The 20944-nt window shown below is 50.8% G+C and carries 15 protein-coding genes; 8 read left to right on the top strand and 7 right to left on the bottom strand.

The window, feature by feature from the left end; genetic code table 11:
• Nucleotides 1-195 precede the first annotated feature (195 nt).
• From nagA to azu, 3 genes are all read right to left on the bottom strand, one after another.
• The gene (gene nagA / locus ACYVH9_RS23195; RefSeq protein ID WP_460638799.1) at nucleotides 196-1404 is read right to left on the bottom strand and encodes an N-acetylglucosamine-6-phosphate deacetylase; all 1209 of its coding nucleotides are present in this window, start codon (nucleotides 1402-1404) and stop codon (nucleotides 196-198) included.
• 63 nt (nucleotides 1405-1467) lie between these two features.
• Nucleotides 1468-2493: a Gfo/Idh/MocA family protein gene (locus tag ACYVH9_RS23190; protein WP_460638798.1), complete on the bottom strand. Its 1026-nt coding sequence runs from the start codon at nucleotides 2491-2493 to the stop codon at nucleotides 1468-1470.
• Nucleotides 2494-2776: 283 nt separating this feature from the next.
• Nucleotides 2777-3247: an azurin gene (gene azu / locus ACYVH9_RS23185; RefSeq protein ID WP_460638797.1), complete on the bottom strand. Its 471-nt coding sequence runs from the start codon at nucleotides 3245-3247 to the stop codon at nucleotides 2777-2779.
• A gap of 91 nt (nucleotides 3248-3338) precedes the next feature.
• Here azu and ACYVH9_RS23180 point away from each other — a divergent pair, with 91 nt between their 5' ends.
• On the top strand, nucleotides 3339-4076 hold the full coding sequence (locus ACYVH9_RS23180) for a class I SAM-dependent methyltransferase (protein WP_460638796.1): 738 nt from the start codon (nucleotides 3339-3341) through the stop codon (nucleotides 4074-4076).
• A 46-nt stretch (nucleotides 4077-4122) separates the two neighbouring features.
• Here ACYVH9_RS23180 and ACYVH9_RS23175 read toward each other — a convergent pair whose 3' ends face one another.
• Nucleotides 4123-5814, bottom strand: a complete 1692-nt coding sequence (locus ACYVH9_RS23175; RefSeq protein WP_460638795.1) for a VRR-NUC domain-containing protein — start codon at nucleotides 5812-5814, stop codon at nucleotides 4123-4125.
• A 59-nt stretch (nucleotides 5815-5873) separates the two neighbouring features.
• Between ACYVH9_RS23175 and ACYVH9_RS23170 the strand changes: the two genes are divergently transcribed.
• The 3 genes from ACYVH9_RS23170 to ACYVH9_RS23160 all read left to right on the top strand — a co-directional run bounded on the left by ACYVH9_RS23170 (nucleotide 5874) and on the right by ACYVH9_RS23160 (nucleotide 9485).
• The gene (locus tag ACYVH9_RS23170) at nucleotides 5874-6863 is read left to right on the top strand and encodes a DUF2157 domain-containing protein (RefSeq protein WP_460638874.1); all 990 of its coding nucleotides are present in this window, start codon (nucleotides 5874-5876) and stop codon (nucleotides 6861-6863) included.
• Between the two features lie 55 nt (nucleotides 6864-6918).
• Nucleotides 6919-8088, top strand: coding sequence for a hypothetical protein (locus tag ACYVH9_RS23165; protein ID WP_460638794.1), 1170 nt, complete (start codon nucleotides 6919-6921; stop codon nucleotides 8086-8088).
• A 209-nt stretch (nucleotides 8089-8297) separates the two neighbouring features.
• Entirely contained in the window at nucleotides 8298-9485 is a 1188-nt protein-coding gene (locus ACYVH9_RS23160) for a phosphoglycerate kinase (protein WP_460638793.1), read from the top strand.
• Nucleotides 9486-9816: 331 nt separating this feature from the next.
• Here ACYVH9_RS23160 and ACYVH9_RS23155 read toward each other — a convergent pair whose 3' ends face one another.
• Nucleotides 9817-12270: a TonB-dependent receptor gene (locus tag ACYVH9_RS23155; RefSeq protein ID WP_460638792.1), complete on the bottom strand. Its 2454-nt coding sequence runs from the start codon at nucleotides 12268-12270 to the stop codon at nucleotides 9817-9819.
• A gap of 315 nt (nucleotides 12271-12585) precedes the next feature.
• Here ACYVH9_RS23155 and ACYVH9_RS23150 point away from each other — a divergent pair, with 315 nt between their 5' ends.
• From ACYVH9_RS23150 to ACYVH9_RS23135, 4 genes are all read left to right on the top strand, one after another.
• Nucleotides 12586-14046, top strand: coding sequence for a nicotinate phosphoribosyltransferase (locus ACYVH9_RS23150; RefSeq protein WP_460638791.1), 1461 nt, complete (start codon nucleotides 12586-12588; stop codon nucleotides 14044-14046).
• A 122-nt stretch (nucleotides 14047-14168) separates the two neighbouring features.
• Nucleotides 14169-16193, top strand: coding sequence for an NAD(+) synthase (gene nadE, locus ACYVH9_RS23145; RefSeq protein ID WP_460638790.1), 2025 nt, complete (start codon nucleotides 14169-14171; stop codon nucleotides 16191-16193).
• A gap of 147 nt (nucleotides 16194-16340) precedes the next feature.
• Entirely contained in the window at nucleotides 16341-17903 is a 1563-nt protein-coding gene (locus tag ACYVH9_RS23140; RefSeq protein ID WP_460638789.1) for a carbohydrate-binding domain-containing protein, read from the top strand.
• A 110-nt stretch (nucleotides 17904-18013) separates the two neighbouring features.
• Nucleotides 18014-18892, top strand: a complete 879-nt coding sequence (locus ACYVH9_RS23135; RefSeq protein ID WP_460638788.1) for a DMT family transporter — start codon at nucleotides 18014-18016, stop codon at nucleotides 18890-18892.
• A gap of 4 nt (nucleotides 18893-18896) precedes the next feature.
• On the opposite strand, the gene ACYVH9_RS23130 is transcribed toward ACYVH9_RS23135, so the two are convergent.
• Both ACYVH9_RS23130 and ACYVH9_RS23125 read right to left on the bottom strand, forming a co-directional pair.
• The gene (locus tag ACYVH9_RS23130; RefSeq protein ID WP_460638787.1) at nucleotides 18897-20324 is read right to left on the bottom strand and encodes a M56 family metallopeptidase; all 1428 of its coding nucleotides are present in this window, start codon (nucleotides 20322-20324) and stop codon (nucleotides 18897-18899) included.
• Nucleotides 20314-20703 (bottom strand): BlaI/MecI/CopY family transcriptional regulator, encoded by a 390-nt coding sequence (locus ACYVH9_RS23125; protein ID WP_460638786.1) that lies wholly within the window; start codon nucleotides 20701-20703, stop codon nucleotides 20314-20316. The genes ACYVH9_RS23130 and ACYVH9_RS23125 overlap by 11 nt, the downstream gene beginning before the upstream one ends.
• Nucleotides 20704-20944: the final 241 nt, after the last annotated feature.

Here is a 20944-nt window from a genome sequence, read left to right as displayed (position 1 = left end):
TTTTGATTACCAACGGACTTGGCTAGCAAAGTTAAAAGGCGATAAGCTATACGCCAAAACTCGCACGGCTTTTTCCACTCCTCTCCCTGCTATGACAGCAAATCGGGGATAAGGTTTAATCTCCCGCCCAAATAATTAGAAAAAACCGTTCGGTTTGGCTTCTCGGGCGACGAAGCCTACGCAGCAGCAGGAGCCTTACCTAGTTTCAGTTGAGTCAAAACTCGGTACCCGGGAGTAAACTACCTTGCCCTTTACGAGGGTGGCGTCAATGTCGATCTGGTCGTCAAAAATAACCAGATCAGCGTCTTTTCCGGGAGCCAGAATGCCTTTACGATGATCGACTCCCATGATTCGGGCCGGGGTGGTACTCGCCATCCGAACAGCGTCCAGTAGAGAAACATCCGCCAGCTGAACCATATTGCGCACCAGCCGATTGGTGGTGGCCACGCTTCCGGCGAACGAAGTTCGGTCAGGTAATTTAGCCACTCCGTCTTCAACAATCACTCTCAGCCCATTTTTCAACGATCCCAGCGTGCTCTCCCCTTCGGGCATTCCAGCAGCCCGCATTGCGTCGGTAATCAACGCCGTGCGATCCGCCCCTTTGATTTTGTAGACCAGTTTCAGCAAAGCTGGCGGCAAATGCACACCATCCGTGATAATTTCAACATCCATGTCCAGCAGCAGTGCACTTTCAATGGCACCCGCGTACCGAAACGCATTCCGGCGCGTCACGCCCGACATGGCAGAATAGAGATGCGTTGCCAACGAATAACCGTTTTCGTACGCCAATAGCACATCATCATAAACCGCATCCGTATGGGCAATAGCGGCTAATATCCCTTTTTCGCGAAGGCGTCGCCCGAACGAAATGGCCCCTTCCAGCTCCGGTGCCGCACTCCAGCGAACAATCGACGATGAATACGCGAGGATTTCTTCATACTCGCCCGGGTCCGGATTCCGGATGTAGCGTGGGTCCTGCGCCCCCCGCTGACTCAGGGCAAAGTAAGGACCTTCCAAATGAATACCCAGAAAATCCGCTCCCCGGTGGTTGTTCAGTCTGGCCTGTTCATATACATCCAGGGTCTGCAGCAAATCTTCCTTTTCGGCCGTCAAGGTCGTTGGCACAATCGAAGTAGTTCCGTACCGGGCGTGGAGTTCGGCAATTTTCAGGAACGCTTCTTCCGTTCCGTCCATGAAGTCGTACCCTCCTCCACCGTGAACATGAATGTCAACAAAACCGGGTGCCACGTACTTTCCTGCGGCATCCAGCACAGTTGCGCCGGGCACCTCAACGTCCCGTTCATGAACGCCTTTGATAAGGCCATCCTGAATGACCACCGTTCCGCCCCGAATGAATCGAAACGGTGTAATCAGGTTTCCATTGATTATTTTTAGTATACTCATTTTTACCGACCGTTACGGACAAAGGCTATGAACACGACACGTTTGGTTTTTTGACCCGTCTTTTTATTTACTTGCAACCTTTTTCCGGGCCTTTTCCAGCACACTTTCCAATGTCACGACGGCCCCGCCCCGGCGTTTGCTCTCGTCGGCGGCTTCCATAAAGGCAAACATTTCAGTGGTTTCTTCCGGGCTGACCGGTACTTTTCCCGTTTCGAAGTACTTGATAATCTCTTTCAACAAGAGTTCGTAGCCCTGGTAAGGCCCTAAAGTGATGTTACCATTCTGCGTATAAACTGTGCCGCCATAGTGGTGTTTCCCGGTTCGCGTTCCCCGGAAGGTTCCCACCCTGCCATCGGCCCAGGTGCCTATTACTACATCGGTTCCTTCGGTATTGACCCGAACCACCTGCTTACAGCCGGTTCCCAGGGCGGCATACAGGGTTTCGACCCCGTGAATACCGTACCAGAATAAATCCGGGTGCGTTTTTTCCAGCACGGCCGGACTGTAGGCATCTGCGCCCACAACCTGGCTTTTGTCAATTCCCTCAATCCCTTTGATATAGCGGAGCGAAGACGCAGAAAAAACCGGAATTTTGTATTTGCGGGATGCGTCAAAAATAGCCAGAACATCGGTTAGCGAAGCCGCGATGGGTTTGTCAATAAACACGCGTTTACCCGCTTTCAACACTTGAACAGCCTGCTCGAGGTGCAGCCGTCCATCATTTGTTTCTAATAAAACTACATCGACTTTCTTAAGCAAATCACCAATTGAGTCGACGATTTCGACGTTTAGTTTTTTGACATCTTCGATGTAACCCGGTATCCGTTTCGTGCTGCTCTCAATATCTTTACTACCGTATGGATAGGCTGCCACAATCTTATATCCTGCATAGTCGGAACTGGCATCAGCGGCATTCAGCACCTTGGTAAATGCCACGCTATGGGAGGTATCCAAACCAATAATTCCAACCCGTTTACCCTGCTCAATACGGCTACCAAGCTGCCAGAATGAGTGCGGAACGCTCAGTACGGCACTTCCGAGAGCGGCTTTCTGTAAGAATTTTCGGCGGTTTTGGATGAATTTGTTCATTGTTGGCAGATGGGTTATGAATGGTAAAATGATTTACGGGTACGTACCCGTAAATATACAATACTTATTGATTCTACACCTTTTTTCGAACAAAGGACGCATAAAATTCTGCCAATACCACCAGCAGCCAATCTTTTTCACCGACAGCAGCGCGACATCAATACCGAAAAAAGCCTTATTACAATCGCCTAAACCTCCTTAAAAAAGCGTGCCGGTTTCGGGAATCTACTTTCCGAAACCGGCACGCGCTGTCGGATCAGACCGACTCAACTTCTCCGCTTTTTTACTCGACAATGAACTTGCCCTGCATCAGCCCATAGTGGCCGGGGAAACTGCAAATAAATGGATATGTACCTTTCCTGGCTACGGTAAACTCAATTGTATCGGATTCTCCTCCGCCCAATAATTTGGTATGAGCGACGATGTTAGCTGCTTCCGATTTCGGAATGTATTCGTTATCCCGCGCCAGATTAGCCTTGGATGAAAAATCGGCAATATCGGTTCCGGGTTTCAGCAGTACAAAGTTATGGCCCATGGCCTGCTTGGCGTATTTACCCGTATGCTTCAGGGTTAACTTGATTTTCTGGCCGGCCTTTACCTTAAATTCTTTTTTATCAAACTGCATGGCATCCGTTCCGTTCAGGGTCAAAACCGTTAGCCCTTTTTTGGCTTGAGCCTGAACAAATGAAGCCGGCATTAGGGCAATGCTTAAACAGAACACTAAAGCAAGTAAGCGCAATGGGAGGGTTTTCATGTACGAATTGATTAAAATTAAACCGATTTGGGTACCTTCATTGATACGGTTGCAAAAATATATCTTTTTGTTTATTTAGACTAATTCTACAATGTCAACTATTGATCTTTTCTCCGGACATGCCGATCTGTATGCCCAATACCGTATTGATTATCCCATAGAATTGTATTCTTTACTCTTCGAACGGGTTCCTGCGCGTCAGAAGGCCTGGGATTGTGCTACGGGAAATGGTCAGGTTGCTCACATCTTAGCGCAGCATTTCGAAACCGTCGAAGCAACTGACATCAGCGCGCAACAGTTGGAAAAAGCCGTTCAGCACCCCAACATTACGTATACCGTTTGCCCTGCTGAACAGACGCCCTTCGCCGACCAGACATTCGATCTGATTACCGTCGCTCAGGCTTTACACTGGTTCGATGTAGATGCCTTTCACCAAGAAGTTCGGCGCGTGGGCAAGCCCGGGGCGGTGCTGGCCGAGTGGGGGTATTCCGTGTTGCAGATTGCGCCGGGCATCGACCCCATCTGCTACCATTTCTACGACCACATCATCGGTCCGTATTGGGCCCCCAATCGCAAACACGTCGAAGATCACTATGCCCACCTTCCGTTTCCGTTTGCCAACCCAGAACACCGTGAATTCACGATCCGTCGCCAGTGGGATCTCGAACGGTTCCTGAACTACCTCCGCACCTGGTCCAGTGTCCAGTCTTACATCCGCCAACACGGCACGGACCCGGTTCTATTGATTGCGGATCAGCTCAAAACTCTCTGGGGCGATGCCGAACGGGAAGTACGGTTTCCGGTTTTTTTCCGGTCAGGAGAGGTGTAGCGTTAAGCACTAAGACTCTCTTCTACCGAATTCATAATTCTCACGATCAGGCTGTCCAGATGACGCGCAATACCCGCGCGTGAACACCAATCATCTGGAAAAATTCCAGCCAGTGTAATTGCTGCGCACCCAGGTGATCGGTCGGTGATTTCACCTCCACAAATTCGTATTGTCCCTGCTCATTCCAGATCATCAGATCCGGAAAACCCCGCGTGTTTTCGCGCAGGTTCCGGGAAATTTCGAGCATGATCAGTCCCAGTTGTTCCGGTTCGAGCAGGTTGACCATTTGCAGGTTCAGGTTCAGCAGCTCTTCACTCCAGTCAACCAATGCATTGGTGATTCCGTACTTTTCGAAAAAAACCGTTTCCAGATGCTTCTTCCAATCATCGCGGGTTGGCAGATCGGCCAGCCGTTTTTTCAGCTGTGCCTCCCGCTTGCCGTAAAAACCGGGCAGGTAAAAGTCCGACGGAGCCCGCTGCAATGGGTGGTGAATAGCCTGCACGTTGGCGTCGTAAATAATGTCCCAGAACAGCAATCCGAACAAGCCGCGCCAGGGGTAATTCTCGGTAAAAGCGGCTTCCCAACCCGATTCCAGAAAATGATTCATCACGCCCGCTTCGACGTGGTGCCGGTAAATGGCCGGAATATCCACACTTTCGGCATCCGACAAAAACCGGGTGGTAGCTTTTCGGCTGCGTTTCTTCTCGCCCGCGCTCAGCATCTTCTCCCGAAAATCAGTGGCAAAATACCGTTCGTCGGCGTTTTGCGGATTCAGCGCAATTTCATCACACAGCGCCAGCGCTTCGTCCGTCAGCCCCGACCGAAAGAGCAGCCGCACGCGCCGTTCCCGGGCCGGAACCCGGTCGGTGAGCTGATACACCTGCATGGCCTGTTCGGGCATTTTCTGGCGCTCCAGATACGCGCCAACATTCGTCACCAGTTTGGCATAACCGGGTTGGGCAATCTCGCTCAGGCTGGGTTTAACTTCGTCCCAGTTCATAAACCAGTTGAAGACATCTTCCGGCGGAGTGACCGAATCCCGCAGTTCCCGGAATTCTTCGCTCGTGAGCGAAATCAGCAGCTTGTCCTCTACCTCCTTGCGGTTGGCAAACCGGGCCGTTAGCTTCGATTCGTCGTATCGCTCGAAGGTCACCTTGCCCAGATCACGAATCACAAACTCCGTCATGTCGGCCGAACGATTTCCAAAAAACAGAAACTTTAGCAGCATCACTTCGGCATCAAAGTTCGGTTTCACCACGGTTTCGTGCTTCGTCAGGCTCTCTACAATCCGCTCGAACGCCAGTTCATGAAGGGCATACCGCACGATATTCTCTTTCTTCAACTTACCCAGCGGCTTAATTTCCTCCGGCTCCAATGGCAAAAGATCCAGTAATTCCGGCTTGGTAAATGTATTCAGCACCTCCTGCCCCATCGCTTCGTGATGCGGCCCCAACCGTTCAATAAAACCGTTGAGCAACAGCTCGCCCACGGCCGCCGGCAAATCATCAATTTCTTTATACTGAAGTTTTTGGATGCGAAAAAAGGTCCCTCGTCGGTTGCTGAACCGCACATACATACACTGTGCATCTTCCGTCAGTTCGTTAAATCGATCGATAAACTGCTTTTCCGCATCATTCAGCAAATGCCCGTACAGGCGCTGCACGAAACCAAGCAGGTAGCGAAAATAATCGAGGTAATATTTGGGGGGAAGTTCAATCTGCTGCGGTCCAGTCGCCATATTTTTCAATCCATTTGTTCATATTTGCCGTTATATCTATAACACCATTTTTCGTGAATATGTCCCCGGAACGGGTATTGCAGGAACTGGCGAAAAAGAACCTGATCGACCAGAAACAACAAACTGTTATTCAATCGGTTGAGGCACGAAAACTCTTTTCCATCCATTGGGAATTACGGGCTCTGCTCTACGCCGGAATTTTACTATTTACCACCGGAACGGGCTGGCTTATTTACAAATACATCGACCAGATTGGCCACAGCTTTCTGATATTCACCCTCGCCGTGATCTGTGCGGCCAATTTTGCATTCGCCATTCGATTCAAAGGTCCTTTTTCTACCGGACGCAGCCACAGCCGTTCGCCCTTTGGCGACTATGCCTTGTTATTGGGCTGTCTGCTTTTCTTGACCCTGGAAGGGTATTTGCAGTACCAATACACGTTATTTGGCACGCGCTACGGTCTGGTAACGTTTCTACCCGCCATTCTGTTTATCGGCCTGGCCTACCTGTTCGATCATCGAGGGGTGCTGGCGATGGGGCTGACGGCCCTCATTTCGTGGATTGGTGTGACGGTACGACCACTGGAGTTTTACTTCAAAGGTAACCTGAAAGACATGACGGTGTTGCTGTCGGCGGTTGGCCTGAGCATCGTGCTGATGACTGGCGCGCTCGTGCTCGACCGGCAGCGGATCAAGCGGCATTTTACCATCACCACGCTGAGTTTTGCCGGTAACCTGCTCCTGGTGGCGCTGGTAGCGGGGCTGTTCAATTTTGAAAATCTTCACCTTCAGTTTGCCTTGGCCCTGGCGGTAGCCTGTCTGGTTTTTGACTGGTACGCCCGGCGGGAACGGTCCTTTGTCTTTTTGCTGATGAGCACCTTTTACGGTTACATTGGTGCGACGTACCTGGTTTTTCACTACCTGCACCTACGGGACGAAGCGACGTATCTGTACTGGCTAGTCACCGGGATCGCTGTAACGGTTTATTTGTCGGCCAATCGAAAAATCGATTTGGTTCCCGAAGAGAAAAAGTCGGAACAAACGCAATAGCTGTCTGGCGTTCCACTTGTTTTAGTTCATTCAACACTCGGTCGTTCTGTCAACTATGAAAGCATACAACGAAACCTGGGTCCGCAACAAACACATTCTTGAGCACGTCCTACGCTGGAAACGACAGGGACTACTCGACGAAGCTAAAATACGGAAGATTGAGGAAGCCTTTCCGGTGGGTTTTCGCCCCTCGAACGGTTTTATCGAAGTGGGTCTGTTCGTCTTTTCGATTGTTGCCATCAGTGGCAGTTATTTTTTGTTGATGTCACTCCTGACCAGCATTCAGGACTCTTCCCTATTTTTTGATTTCTTTAACATGGGTTTCGGACTGGGAGTCGGTCTACTGGCCCGTCACCTGATCCAAACCCGGAACTATTACCGCTCCGGGATTGATAATGCCATGATTATCGCCACGGCGGCCTTGGTAATCACCGGCCTGATCGGGCTTTTACCGGATAGCCTCCCTACCTGGCAATACGGCTTGTTCATCCTCCCTCTTGTGCTGTTGGGCGTCTGGTATTACAGCGACCTTTTGTTGACGATGGCGTTTTTTGGAACGCTCGTAACGATTTTATTCGATGGTTTACTGGATATTTCGTTCGGAAAACAAATTTTACCTTTTGTCTTGATGGGGGTATCGACGGGCCTGTACGTGCTGGCCCGGCTGTACGAAAACCGTGATCACCTGCTCTATTGGCGGGACAATTTCATTTTGTCGGAATGGTTGTCGCTCACCTTACTGCTGCTCAGCTGCAATTACTTTACAGTTCGGCAACTCAACTACTGGCTGCTCGATCGCCGACCGGCCGAAGCGCCCGAAATTAGTTTATCGGTCCTTTACTGGATACTGACCGCTGGACTTCCGGTTGTGTTAATCTATCTCGGAATCCGGCAAAAAGAACGGCCGCTCCTGATTATGGGTGCCATCGGCTGGGGCCTGGCGCTGGCTACCTGGCGGTATTACCATCCGCAATTCTCGCTGGAATTGTATTTGATTATCAATGGATTGTTGCTGGCACTGGTCGCTATTTTTCTGATCCGCTACCTCCGCGTGCCACACAACGGTTTTACTGACCGGCCCGACGACGACTCCCCCAAAGAGTTTCTGCTAACCAGCGAAACAGTATCGACGATTCAGACAACTTCCGGACACCTGGGGTCGCAAGAAGGAATGCCGTTTGGCGGGGGTGACTTCGGCGGGGGCGGCAGTGGTGACCGGTATTAATTCTGACCCGTACAGCCCCATCTGGCAGTTGCTTTTTTCAAGCTGCTCCTGAGCTCTAACGAAGTACAACTAGTGAAAAAACAAGCGCTTAATTGAAACAATACAGTTAAAATTATAACAAATTCAATAAGCTGATCGTGTAATTCCTCCGTTTAAGCAAAAACTCCTAAGTTCGAGCGCATTTTGCTAACCAACAGGAAATCTGTCGTATGAAAACTTTAGACGCTTACAATTTTTCCGGTAAACGCGCCCTGATTCGGGTTGACTTCAACGTTCCACTGAACAATAAATTCGAGATTACAGACGACACCCGCATGAAGGCTACCTTGCCGACCATCAACAAAATCCTGAAAGATGGTGGTTCATGCGTGCTGATGTCACACCTGGGACGGCCCAAAGGCGGTCCGGAAGATAAATATTCACTCAAACACATCGTGGGTCCACTGTCGATCATGCTCGGTGTTTCAGTTAAATTTGCCGACGATTGCATTGGGGAGTCAGCCAAAGAACAGGCTGATGCGCTGCAACCAGGCGAAGTGCTGCTGCTGGAAAACTTGCGTTTTTACAAAGAAGAGGAAAAAGGGGACGTTGCTTTTGCCGAAAAGCTGTCGAAACTGGGCGATGTCTGGGTCAACGATGCGTTCGGTACGGCCCACCGCGCCCACGCGTCCACGGCGGTTATTGCCCAGTTTTTTACAGACAAAGTCTGCGGGTATGTCATGCAGGCGGAGCTGGACAATGCCCAGCGGGTGCTGGAAAATGCCGATCGTCCGTTCACGGCCATCATGGGAGGAGCCAAAATTTCGGATAAAATTCTGATCATCGAGAAACTGCTGGATAAAGTTGATAACCTGATCATTGGCGGAGGCATGGCCTATACGTTTGCCAAAGCCAAAGGGGGAAAAATCGGCAAATCGCTGCTCGAAGCCGACAAACAGGAGCTGGCCCTTGAACTGATCGAAAAAGCCAAAACCAAAGGCGTGAACGTGTATTTGCCGGTTGATAACGTAATTGCCGACGATTTCTCAAATACCGCCAACCGCCAGGTAGTAGCTACGGGCGAAATCCCCGACGACTGGGAAGGACTGGATATTGGTCCGGAAACCATCAAGCAGTTTTCAGACGTAGTGGCAGCCTCCAAGACCATTCTCTGGAATGGGCCGATGGGCGTGTTCGAGTTCCCGAATTTTGCCATCGGCACCAACGCCATTGCCGACGTAGTGGTGAAAGCTACGGAAGAAAATGACGCCTTCTCCCTGATTGGTGGTGGCGATTCGGCTTCGGCCATCAACAACGCGGGCTACGGCGACCGGGTCAGCTATGTTTCGACGGGGGGCGGTGCATTGCTGGAGTACATGGAGGGCAAAACGCTACCCGGTGTGGCAGCTTTGGACTGATCAGGAAGACCCTGAATGCCAAGATGTAACCGAAATTCGGATTTATTGGAATTAAAATTATCATTCACATATTCACAAAAAAGACCACGCTGAGTGGTCTTTTTTTATGATTTTTAAAGCAAAAACGCTAAAATCCTGCAACTTTATCAATCGTCAATATGTGTTTCACCAAACGATATTTTGAATTTGATTGTTGGTACATTATTTTTAAAAACGAAAAAGCCACTCCTCAAGATGGAAATGGCTTTCTGCTTTCTTAACCTAAACTAATTATCTATAAGTGTAACGGCGGAACGGTGCAAAACTGTCCGCCGTTTGCTTAATTTTATTTTTAGTTATTTCCACCCCCGGCCCGGTTGCGTTCAGCCTCCGTACTCGTGTTGCGCTGGCGGGCCGCTTTCACGTTTTGGTTTCCAAACCGGTACGTAAAGGTCAAACGGGCAATCCGGCTTTCCCAACGCGCCCGAATCCGGAAATCAATATCCTGATATTTGGCATAGCCTTGAAATTTGTTCAGCCAAAATGGATCGTTGACGTTTAATTTCAGCGTCGCTTTTTTATTCATCAACGATTTCTGGATTCCAAATCCAAACGCGCCCTGGGGCTGTGTCGTGTAAAAACCGTAGATGCTTTTTGAGTTATACCACCCGAATACCTCGGCAGAGAAACCTTTCGGCAGGACAAAGTTTTGTGAAGTGTATATATTAAAGGCAACGAAGTCTACATTATACTGTGTTCCCAGGTACGGAGAATCGTATTTATTGTAAAAAATGTTGACGTTGTTCTGCATGTTCCACCATTTGGTCACTGCAACCGGGAAACTAACCGTCAGACTAACGTTGTCCTGCGTGGCCAGGTTGTCGGTGGTAACGTAGGTAATATTTTCTTCCGGAATCTGGCCCGGCACTTCCTGCACAATGACATCGGTTGTCCGGCTGTATCCCAACGAAGTAGAGAATTTGCCTTTGTAAACGTGCGTCAGCTGGAACGAATTCGTGAACTGCGGTCTCAGGTACGGATTACCCTGCTGGTAGGTATAAGGATCGAGGTAAAACCGGAACGGATTCAGGTTCTGATAATTCGGCCGGTCGATCCGGCGGCTAAAAGATGCATTCAGCACGTTGTTGGTATCCAGCTGCCGCGACACGAAAACCGTTGGGAACAGGTTCGTATAATCCCGGTCTACAATGCGGTTGAGGGTTACCGAATTTCCGCGCGAAAACGTATGCTCCAACCGCAAGCCCAGCTGCACGCTGGTTTTTGCATTCAGCTTTCCGGCGTAGTTGACGTAGGCCGCGTTGATGTTTTCGGTGTACTTGAATTGGTTACTCTGGTTGGCGTTCATTACCCAGCGCCCATCCACAAAATCATCGTAGATGAGGTTATTATCCGATTGAACGGAGCTGCTTTTTACGCCCGCTTCAAACTTGGCCCCTTTTTTCAACGGATGTACATAGTCCGCTTTGAACGCCCAGATATTGATAATGGAGGGCATATCGTTCCGAACCAGGGCATTCGGCTGTACAATACTGTCATTGGCGTTTCGATAGCTGGTATTCAGGTGGTTGTACGAATCGCCGTTAAAGTGCGAATAATCGAGGTCAGCGGTCAGCTCGCGGCCCTTGCCATCGAACTCGTATTTGTAGTTGACGTTCCCCGTCACGTTCGACCATTTGTTTTTCACCGAAACGTTGGTGGTGGGCTTCAGCGTTATTTGCCCAAATTCATTCCGGATTACGGCATCATTAACCCCGTTGTCCTGCCGCCAGTCGTTAATGAACCCCGTTGCCAGAACCCCAATTGTGCTTTTCTTATTGATAAAGTAGTCGACTCCCGTGCGGAACGTATGCCCATCGAAGCGGTTGGGCCGGTGCGAAGCCTGATCAAAATACGTAACGGTTCCGTTGAAAGGGATCACCCGATGCAGTTCATTTTCCTGGAAGCGACGGTTATGAAAGTAGCTGTAATTTCCAAAAGCGTTGAGTTTACCAACCCGGTGGTTTAGATTCAGGCTGGCATTGGCTTTCTCGTACCGTCCGTAGCCTACACCGGCAATGGCCGTTCCGTTGGTGCCAAAGTTTTTATTTTTCTTCATCCGGATGTTGATAATCCCCACGTTTCCGGCGGCATCGTATTTGGAGGAAGGATTCGTAATGATTTCGATTTTCTCGATGTTATCACTCGGCGTATTTTTCAGCAAATTGGCCACTTCCTGCCCCGACAGATACGTCTGCTTCCCGTCGATCATGACAATAACGCCCGCCTTTCCTTTCAGTTGAATGCTTTCACTTTGCCGGTCGATGGTAACACCCGGAGCTTTTTCCAGTACCTCCAGCGCCGTGTTTCCACTCGACACAATGCTGTTTTCGACGTTGACCACCGTTCGGTCGATTTCCTGCTCGATGAACGGTTTTTTCGCCACCACCTTTACTTCGTTCAGGCTCCGGGATTCTTCCTCCATTGTCAGCGTCTTGATCTGCACTTCTGCATTAGCGGCATTCAGGCTGAACGCTTCTGAATATACTTTCTTGTAACCTACCAGCGACGTTGCCACGCGGTATTGCCCTTCGGCCACGTTGTCGATCTCGTAGTGGCCCTTGTCGTTCGTAACCGTTCCCTTAACGAGCGTAGAGTCACTGGCCTTGACCAGTAAAATGGTAACAAATTCGGAGGGTTTCTGGGCCTGGTCAATAACCACCCCGCGTACTTTGCCTTTCGGGGGCGTCTGGGCCATTGCCACAGTCATAACCAGCCACGCACACACAGTGGTGATAAATGTTTTCATGAGATGTAATTAGTAGGTTGTTGTTTACTGAATTCGGTTCAAAAGTGTTGTTTACTGTTCGGCTCCCAAAAGAGTACGTGACAAAAGTAAGTAGTATGCATTACATAGAACCTGATCTTACATAGATGGTCGATTTGTAATGATGACTGGCAAGAGGAATGCTTTTTCTGTACCGGGGTGCATTTGACAGATGCAAAGATGAAGAGGTAGGTTGCATCCTTCAATAAAAAAGATGTTAATGGTCGTTAAAAGGTGTTAAACGGAAGTGGTTTTTGATCGTTTAGATAAGAAGCCGCCAACAGAATCGGTAAAACTATGCGACAACCCTTTTATACTACTTCGCTCAGCCTGCTCACCGATCTTTACCAGATCACTATGGCCTACGGATATTGGAAATCCGGAACGGCCAACAAAGAGGCCGTTTTCAACCTGTACTTCCGTAAGCACCCGTTCCAGGGCGGTTTTACGGTGGCCTGTGGTTTGTCCAGCGTGGTTGACTACCTGAATGCTTTTTCGTTTTCCGACGATGATGTTGCCTACTTGAGTATGCTGACCGGCACCGATAACCGCCCTTTGTTTGAGCCGGCTTTTCTGGATTACCTCCGGAATTTGCGTTTTACCGGCGACATCGACGCTATTCCGGAGGGAACCGTCGTGTTCCCGAATGAACCGCTGATTCGGGTACGGGGTCCCATTTTACAGTGCCAGTTACTCGAAACCCCGCTGCTCACGCTGATCAACTTTCAATCGCTGATTGCCACCAAAGCCGCCCGGATGCGTCTGGCGGCCCAGAACGACATTTTGCTGGAATTCGGTCTACGCCGGGCGCAGGGGATCGACGGCGGCCTGACCGCCAGCCGGGCTGCTTACATAGGCGGTTGCGATGCCACGTCCAACGTATTGGCAGGCAAGCTCTACGGGATTCCGGTGCGGGGTACCCACGCTCATAGTTGGGTCATGTCATTCGATGACGAGCTGGAAGCCTTTAACGTATACGCGGAGGTGTTACCCAACAATGTTACCCTGCTGGTCGACACGTACAATTCCATTCAAGGTGTCAAAAATGCCATTAACGCGGGCCAAAAATTGAAAGAAAGAGGCTATCAACTCAGTGCCATCCGGCTGGATTCGGGCGACCTGGCCTACCTGAGCATCGAAGCCCGCCGGTTGCTGGATGAAGCCGGTTTTCAGGACACTTCCATCGTTGGCAGCAACGATCTGGATGAATACCTCATCACGAGCCTGAAACAACAGGGCGCCAAAATCAACATCTGGGGCATAGGCACCAAACTGGTAACGGCCTACGATCAACCGGCGCTGGGCGGAGTGTACAAGCTGGCCGCCATCCAAAACCCAGCCGGTCAGTGGGACTATAAGCTAAAACTCTCGGAACAGGCTATCAAGATTTCGACCCCGGGCATTCAGCAGGTCCGGCGGTATTCTGATGAGCACGGTTTTATCTCCGATATGGTGTATAATGAAGAAACGCCACCGGTTGGTCCAGCTACCATGATCGATCCGTACGATTTTACACGCCAGCGCCATTTTTCTGCCCCAACGGTTTTTGAAGACCTGCTGGTGCCCATCTTCCGGAACGGACAGCCTGTCTACGAAATCCCGGATATTCACGCGGTGCGCAGCCGCGTTCAGGCTCAACTGACTCAACTGCATCCGGGCATCAAACGGTTTACCAATCCCCACACCTACCCCGTCGGGCTCGAACAGGAATTATATCATTTGAGAACCAACCTAATCCTCAAACTCCGTAAATCCTGAATCGTCGAACCCGCCAATCGGGTCTTTTAAACCCATCCGGCCCATTTTTCGTTGTTTTTTCTGACAAGAAATCCATTTCTCGTTCATATTTGTTCTTTTTGTAAAGTCGAAAAACCACATACATGAAGCTCATCAAAGTAGCCGCTGGCGTTGTCAACCAGATTCCGATGGCCTGGGAACACAATCGCCGAACCATTACCGACACCATAGAAGAAGCTAAAAAACAGGGAGTCAGCATTTTATGCCTCCCCGAATTATGCATCACCGGCTACGGTTGCGAGGATATGTTCTTCTCGAACGAGGTCATCGAGCAGTCCAAACAAAGTTTGCTGGAAATTGTGCCACATACCAGCGGAATTATTGTGGCCGTCAGCCTGCCGCTGCGCCTGGCCAACAACCGCACGTACGACACGGCTTGCCTGATTGCCGACAAGCGAATTCTGGGTTTTGTCTGCAAACAGGTTGTTGCCAACAACGGGATTCACTACGAAAGCCGCTGGTTTCAACCGTGGACGGCGGGCGTCCGTGACGAAATCCAGATCGGCGAATTTACGTATCCGGTGGGCGACCTGCTGTTTGACGTATCCGGCGTAAAAATCGGTTTTGAAATTTGCGAAGATGCCTGGATTGCCAATCGCCCGGGCCGCAGCCTGCACGAACGGGGGGCCGATATTATTCTGAATCCGAGCGCCAGCCACTTTTCGTTTTTTAAATCCGTGGTTCGCGAACGGTTTGTGATCGACGGTTCACGGGCGTTTGGGGTCAGTTACATTTACTGCAACTTGCTGGGTAATGAGTCGGGGCGCGCTATTTTTGACGGTGACGCCATGATTGCATCCAACGGTCAATTGCTGGTATCGGGGCCGCGTTTCAGCTACGCCGATCACATGCTGGTTTGCGCCGTTATCGACGTGGACGATACGCGGCTGAGTCAGGTGCAGAACAAAGTCAATTTGGCGTATCTGCTTCCTAATTTGCGCGTGGCCGCTCAATTCGACTTTCCGCCGATCAAGCCCGTGGTCCAAAAAGCCGAACTCGAATACTGGGAACGGGGCAATTACCTGAAAGAAGAAGAATTTGCGCGGGCCGTAGCGCTGGCCCTGTTCGACTACCTGCGCAAAAGCCGCTCGCACGGTTTTGTGTTGTCACTGAGCGGTGGCGCCGATTCGTCGGCTATTGCGGCTCTGGTATCGCTCATGATCCGACTGGCCGACGAAAGCATCGGGCTGGAGGCCTTCAAAAAGAAATTGAGCTACATCAAAGCCATCCAGAACCTGACTACCGTCGAGGAAATCTGCGGGGCTTTGCTGACGACCATTTACCAGGGCACCGAAAACAGTTCGACGGATACCTTGAACTCCGCCGAATCGCTGGCCACATCCATCGGCGCCACGTTCTACAACATCAACATCAACGGTCTGGTCGAAACCTACACCAAATTGATTGAAGACCAGATTGGCCGGAAACTGAGCTGGAACACCGACGATATTGCCCTGCAAAACATTCAGGCCCGGGTACGCGCCCCGAGTGCCTGGCTACTGGCCAATATCCAGAACGCCCTGCTGCTGTCGACCTCCAACCGTTCGGAAGCGTCGGTGGGGTATGCCACGATGGACGGCGATACGGCGGGTAGCATCTCCCCCATTGCCGGGATTGACAAGCACTACCTGCGCAGCTGGCTCCGCTGGGCCGAAATCGAGGGGGTCGGCGGCAGCATTAAAGTGGAAGGGTTGAAAGCCGTTAACAACCTGCAACCCACCGCCGAACTCCGTCCACTCGACCAAAACCAGACCGACGAAGAAGACCTGATGCCGTACGGGGTGCTCAACGCCATCGAAAAAGCTGCCATTCGGGACAAGCAGTCGCCAAAGGAAGTAATGCAACACATGGAAGTGGTGTTCGATGGGCAGTACAGCCGGGAGCAGCTTTACGTTTCCGTCGACCGGTTTTTCCGACTCTGGAGCCGCAACCAGTGGAAGCGCGAACGGTATGCTCCCTCCTTCCACGTCGACGACGAAAACGTAGATCCCAAAACCTGGTGTCGGTTCCCAATCCTGAGCAGCGGTTTTGAGAAAGAACTGGCGGAACTGAAGGAATACGTAGATGGCAAAGATGGCCACGGCCGGAAGGGAAAGATTGGCTTTTAAAAAGGTGCGCCCACGAGCGCTGGTTCATGGGCGCACCTTTTAACCGACGTTTTTTAGGTATTCACCGCAAAAATCTTCATCACAGCAACGTTTGCCGGTGGATCGGCGTATTATCCAGTATAAAACCGGGTAAACCACGACACCACCATGCATCACCTCCAGTTTCTCAAAAGTAGAACCATCCGATTACCCATCATCTACCTCCTGGTTTTGGCCACGCTTTGCTCGTGTTCCAAAGAAAGTAGCGAGCTCAATCCGGATACCGATTCCGAAACCACCACCGGCAGTTCTATCGTTATCGATAGCACCAGCACCCTTTCGGCCAAAGCTGAAGGCAGCACCACAACGGCGGCCAATGCCGACGATCTGCTGGCCAACTCGACCTTCTCATCCACGGTAACCATCACCTTTGGCAGTACCGTTGCCATTTCGAACCCGCTGGCCAACAATGGCGTCACCGTGACCGAAACCAACGGTGATGTGGTAATCAACTCGACCGTCGCCGAGGTGGCTTATGTCCTTTCAGGCACCACCACCAACGGGTCGGTGAAGATTTACAGCGAGAAGAAATTCAAGCTGACGCTCAACGGCGTCACGATTACCAATACCGACGGTCCGGCCATCAACATCCAGTCTGGCAAACGGGCCTTTGTGGTGCTGGCTGATAACACCACCAATACGCTGACCGACGGTGCCACCTACGCAGCGAACGAAACCGAAGACATGAAAGGAGCTTTCTTCAGCGAAGGGCAGCTGATTTTCAGCGGCAATGGAAGCCTAACTGTGCAAGGAAATAATAAACACGCCATTGTCTCGGACGACTACATCCGGATTATTAGCGGGAACATTACCGTGAGCGGGGCAGCCAAAGACGCCATCCACACGAATGACGCCTTTGTTGTCGACGGCGGCACGCTCAACCTGACGGCTTCGGACGATGGTATTCAATGCGAAGAAGGCTACGTGGTCATCAACAGCGGCACGTTCACCCTCAACGTAGCGGGAAAAGGCATTACGGCTTCGTACGATACTGACACGGCCATCGACCCGTACATGACCATCAACGGCGGAACCTTTACCATCAACTCATCGGCGGGCGAAGGCATCGAAAGCAAAAGTACGCTGACGATCAACAATGGCTATTTTATGATCAAAACTGCCGACGACGCCATCAACGCTGGCAAGATGATTTACATCAACGGCGGCACAATGTATGCCTACGCCAGCGCCAATGACGGTATTGATTCCAACGGGCCCCTCACCATAACGGGCGGAACGGTAGTCGCCGTCGGCGCGGGTTCGCCCGAAGCCGGAATCGACTGCGACCGTAGCACGTTTAAAATCACCGGTGGTGTGGTGCTGGGTATCGGCGGATCAACCAGCACGCCCACGGCCACTGTGAGCACCCAACCGTCGGTTATCCTGGGTGGTGGCGCGGCCAACCAGGTTGTCCACATTCAGTCGAGCGACGGCTCCGAAGCCCTGACGTTCCAGGTTCCGAGAACTTACTCAACGATGCTGTTTTCCAGCCCCAAGCTCAAAACCGGCCAAACCTACAAAGTTTTTACCGGTGGCAGCGTGGCAGGAGGCAGCAATTTCAACGGGCTGTATACCCGCGGCACCTACACCGTCGGCACCCAGGCTTCCACCTTTACAACCACCAGTATGGTTACGCAGGCAGGTGGCAGCACTGGCCCCGGCGGCCGATAACCTACGTCTTACAACACCCCAAAAAACCGTTCGATACGGTTTTTTGGGGCTTTTTTGGTAAATTAAACGGGTCGGCTGGTACAACTGGAACTTCACCGTACCTTTGCCGCATGAAATCCGTTCTTCCCGGTTTGCTCTTTGCCATGCTTTGGGCATCGGCTGCGGCTGCAACCAAATTCGGCGTCCTGACTGCCGACCCGCTGCTCCTGGCCGAAACCCGTTTCCTGATTGCGGGACCGCTTATGCTGTTTATTGCCTACGGTATTCAGCGAAACCCGCTGCCCAACCGAACGGAATTCAAACGGTTGACGGTTTTTGCGCTCCTGAATACGACCATCTACCTCGGCGCGTTTGTGCTGGCTCTTAAACAGGTAGCCGCGGGCATTGGCAGCCTTTCCACCGCCACCAGTCCCTTATTCATTACCATCATATCCGCTCTGTGGCTCCAGCGTCCGGTTCGCTGGCACGAAACCCTGGGCATTGTACTCGGCATGGCGGGCGTCATGCTGGCCACTTACCCGCTGCTCCAGAACAGTTTTGCCACCATTCCTGGTTTGTTAATTTTACTGGTCGGCATGGTATCAATCTGCACCGCAACGGTTTATTACAGCCGCTTCACCTGGCGGCTGCCCGACCTGGTCATCAACGGTTGGCAAGTGTTGATTGGGGGGCTTTTGCTGCTGCCTTTTACCCTGTTTTTTGCCGACTTCAGTAATTCCCACTACAACGGGCAGTTTTGGGGGGCGGTTTTCTGGCTCATCATACCGGTCTCCATCATCGGGTTGCAACTCTGGTTTTACCTGGTTCGGCAAGATGCGGTTCAGGCCTCGCTCTGGCTATTTCTGTGCCCGATTTTTGGTTTTATTTACTCGTCCGTTCTGCTCGATGAACCGCTGACCATTCACACGTACCTGGGTACGGCGCTGGTGCTGGCAGGATTGTATTTGGGGCAACGCGAAAAATTCAAAAGAACCCCCAAAACCGTTTAACTACCTAGTCTTCAATAACCGTAAATTCCAGATCAACGGTATTTCGTTCCGTATGCGGGATCGGATTAATGCCCACTTGTTTTGAGTTAAAATAACCCGACTGCGCCAGCACCAACTGCGACTTGATCAGGTTGGAGCGGTTGAAAAGTTCTCCCGGACGAACGGCAACTAGGGTACGCATTTGTGCATCGGTAATTTTTTTATTGCCTTTAAAAGTCACCTTTTCGACCGTCATCTGCGGTCCTTCGTAAACCGATAGTTCCAGGTTGACCGCATCCCCAACCCGCTTTTCTTTGACTTCAACATTGGAAAACAGATACCCCTTGTCCATGTATAAGGAAGTCAGATCGGTTCCGGCCTGGTTGGTCAGCCGATTTGCCAACGCTTCCTTTTCGTACAGGTCACCTGGCCGTAACCCCAGCACTTCGTTCAACTGCGCCGTGGTATACACCTTGTTGCCTTTCCAGACGATGGTTCCGACGGGAACGCCATGCTGCGGTTTTACGGTTTGCGCCCGAAATACAGGCTGATCGCTGTTGCGAAAACACGAACTAACCAGGAGGGAGAACGCCAGCAGGGGCGCTATTACCAGAAATTTTAGCTTTTGCATGGAACCAGATGGTTTTTGAGTGAGCATTTGAATGCGGTTGACAAGCTGCCTGTCCGAGAAGGTTGCCATCAGCGGCAAGGTCGATTCGGAAGTCATTTTCAGGAGTAGATAGCCGTATTGACGGACGTTTCCGCAAAGCCGGGTCACTGAGGCATCCACCATGTATTCGTGGACCTGGCGGATGGAGACGTGGAGATAACGAATCAAGGGGTTAAACCAGAACACAATGCCCGCCAGTTCAAACAGCAGCAAATCTAGCGTGTGCCGGTGCTGAACATGAATTTCTTCGTGCAACAACACCTGAGCCTGTTCTTCCGACGTCAGTGATTCATGTTCCGGATTCAGAAAAATGGAACGTCCGAAGGAAAACGTGGGCAATTCCGATTGGATATAGACCGAGTAATCCGCTCGCTCATCAACCAGCTGGCTGGCTTGTTTCAAGCGGAAAATCACCCGTAGGTTGCGGTAAAACCGTGCGCTTTTGTACAAGACACCCAACAGATAAAACCCCATTAAAGCGTAGCCAACCCACTGAAAGCTATTGACGGTTTGGACAGCAACTTCCGTCGATGCTCCGGTAAGGTCGTTTGCCTGGATTGGAACCGCACCGAATCGAAAAGCCAGCTCCGTCGGAGCCACCGGGCCGAACAAACCAGGCACCGGAATGAGTGGCACCAGGCTACTGGCTATTACGCCGACCAGCAAATACACCCGGTTCCACTGGAAGTGCGTCAGGTTGCCTAAAAAAAGCCGGTAGACCAGGGTAAAAACCGCTAGTAGTGCGGTTCCCTGAAGCAGGTAGAAAAAGATATTATGAAGCATTTCCGTCGGATTTGGGTTTGTTTTCGAATTGGTCGAGCAATTCCATCATGCGCTGAACTTCTTCGGGACTTAGCTTTTCTTCTTTCACCATGAACGATACCACATTTTCCGGCGCTCCCTCGAAATAATTGGCCAGAAAATTTTTGAAGGTGAATTTTCGGTAGGCCAGTTTGGATACCGCAGGAAAATATTCGTGGTTTTTTCCATACGCCTTATGCTCCACAAACCCCTTCTTCTCCAGGATCCGGATCAGGGACGAAATCGTATTGTAAGGCGGCTTGGGATCGGGCATCGCATCAATCACGTCTTTAACAAATCCCTTTCGAATGCCCCAAAGGATTTGCATGACCTTCTCTTCGGCTTTGGTTAGTGCTTCCATAAAGCAAATATAAACGTATAATCCAGTTATGAAACTATTAAAACAGTTAATTAACGTTAAAATACGTTTATGGCCCTATGTTCGTCCTCACCTCTTTTCTAAAATAGAGTTAGTTTTCGTTTAGAGAAGCCCAAAAACCGGTCTTTCAACTGCTTTTTTATTGAAATTTTTAAGTGTAAAAAAATAAATAGTAAACCCCTGAAATACAGACATATAATTCCCTATAATTTATTCTCATTTC

It is taken from the genome of Larkinella harenae (assembly GCF_054780515.1).
Note: the sequence above shows the minus strand (reverse complement) of the source record. Positions and strands in the feature narration are given on the sequence as shown.

Coding starts and splice junctions, on each gene's coding strand:
- ACYVH9_RS23180 (WP_460638796.1), top strand. CDS start 3,339: ATGTCAACTATTGATCTTTTCTCCGGACATGCCGATCTGTATGCCCAA.
- ACYVH9_RS23155 (WP_460638792.1), bottom strand. CDS start 12,270: ATGAAAACATTTATCACCACTGTGTGTGCGTGGCTGGTTATGACTGTG.
- ACYVH9_RS23190 (WP_460638798.1), bottom strand. CDS start 2,493: ATGAACAAATTCATCCAAAACCGCCGAAAATTCTTACAGAAAGCCGCT.
- ACYVH9_RS23125 (WP_460638786.1), bottom strand. CDS start 20,703: ATGGAAGCACTAACCAAAGCCGAAGAGAAGGTCATGCAAATCCTTTGG.
- ACYVH9_RS23165 (WP_460638794.1), top strand. CDS start 6,919: ATGAAAGCATACAACGAAACCTGGGTCCGCAACAAACACATTCTTGAG.
- azu (WP_460638797.1), bottom strand. CDS start 3,247: ATGAAAACCCTCCCATTGCGCTTACTTGCTTTAGTGTTCTGTTTAAGC.
- ACYVH9_RS23150 (WP_460638791.1), top strand. CDS start 12,586: ATGCGACAACCCTTTTATACTACTTCGCTCAGCCTGCTCACCGATCTT.
- nagA (WP_460638799.1), bottom strand. CDS start 1,404: ATGAGTATACTAAAAATAATCAATGGAAACCTGATTACACCGTTTCGA.
- ACYVH9_RS23175 (WP_460638795.1), bottom strand. CDS start 5,814: ATGGCGACTGGACCGCAGCAGATTGAACTTCCCCCCAAATATTACCTC.
- ACYVH9_RS23170 (WP_460638874.1), top strand. CDS start 5,874: ATGTCCCCGGAACGGGTATTGCAGGAACTGGCGAAAAAGAACCTGATC.
- ACYVH9_RS23130 (WP_460638787.1), bottom strand. CDS start 20,324: ATGCTTCATAATATCTTTTTCTACCTGCTTCAGGGAACCGCACTACTA.
- ACYVH9_RS23140 (WP_460638789.1), top strand. CDS start 16,341: ATGCATCACCTCCAGTTTCTCAAAAGTAGAACCATCCGATTACCCATC.
- nadE (WP_460638790.1), top strand. CDS start 14,169: ATGAAGCTCATCAAAGTAGCCGCTGGCGTTGTCAACCAGATTCCGATG.
- ACYVH9_RS23135 (WP_460638788.1), top strand. CDS start 18,014: ATGAAATCCGTTCTTCCCGGTTTGCTCTTTGCCATGCTTTGGGCATCG.
- ACYVH9_RS23160 (WP_460638793.1), top strand. CDS start 8,298: ATGAAAACTTTAGACGCTTACAATTTTTCCGGTAAACGCGCCCTGATT.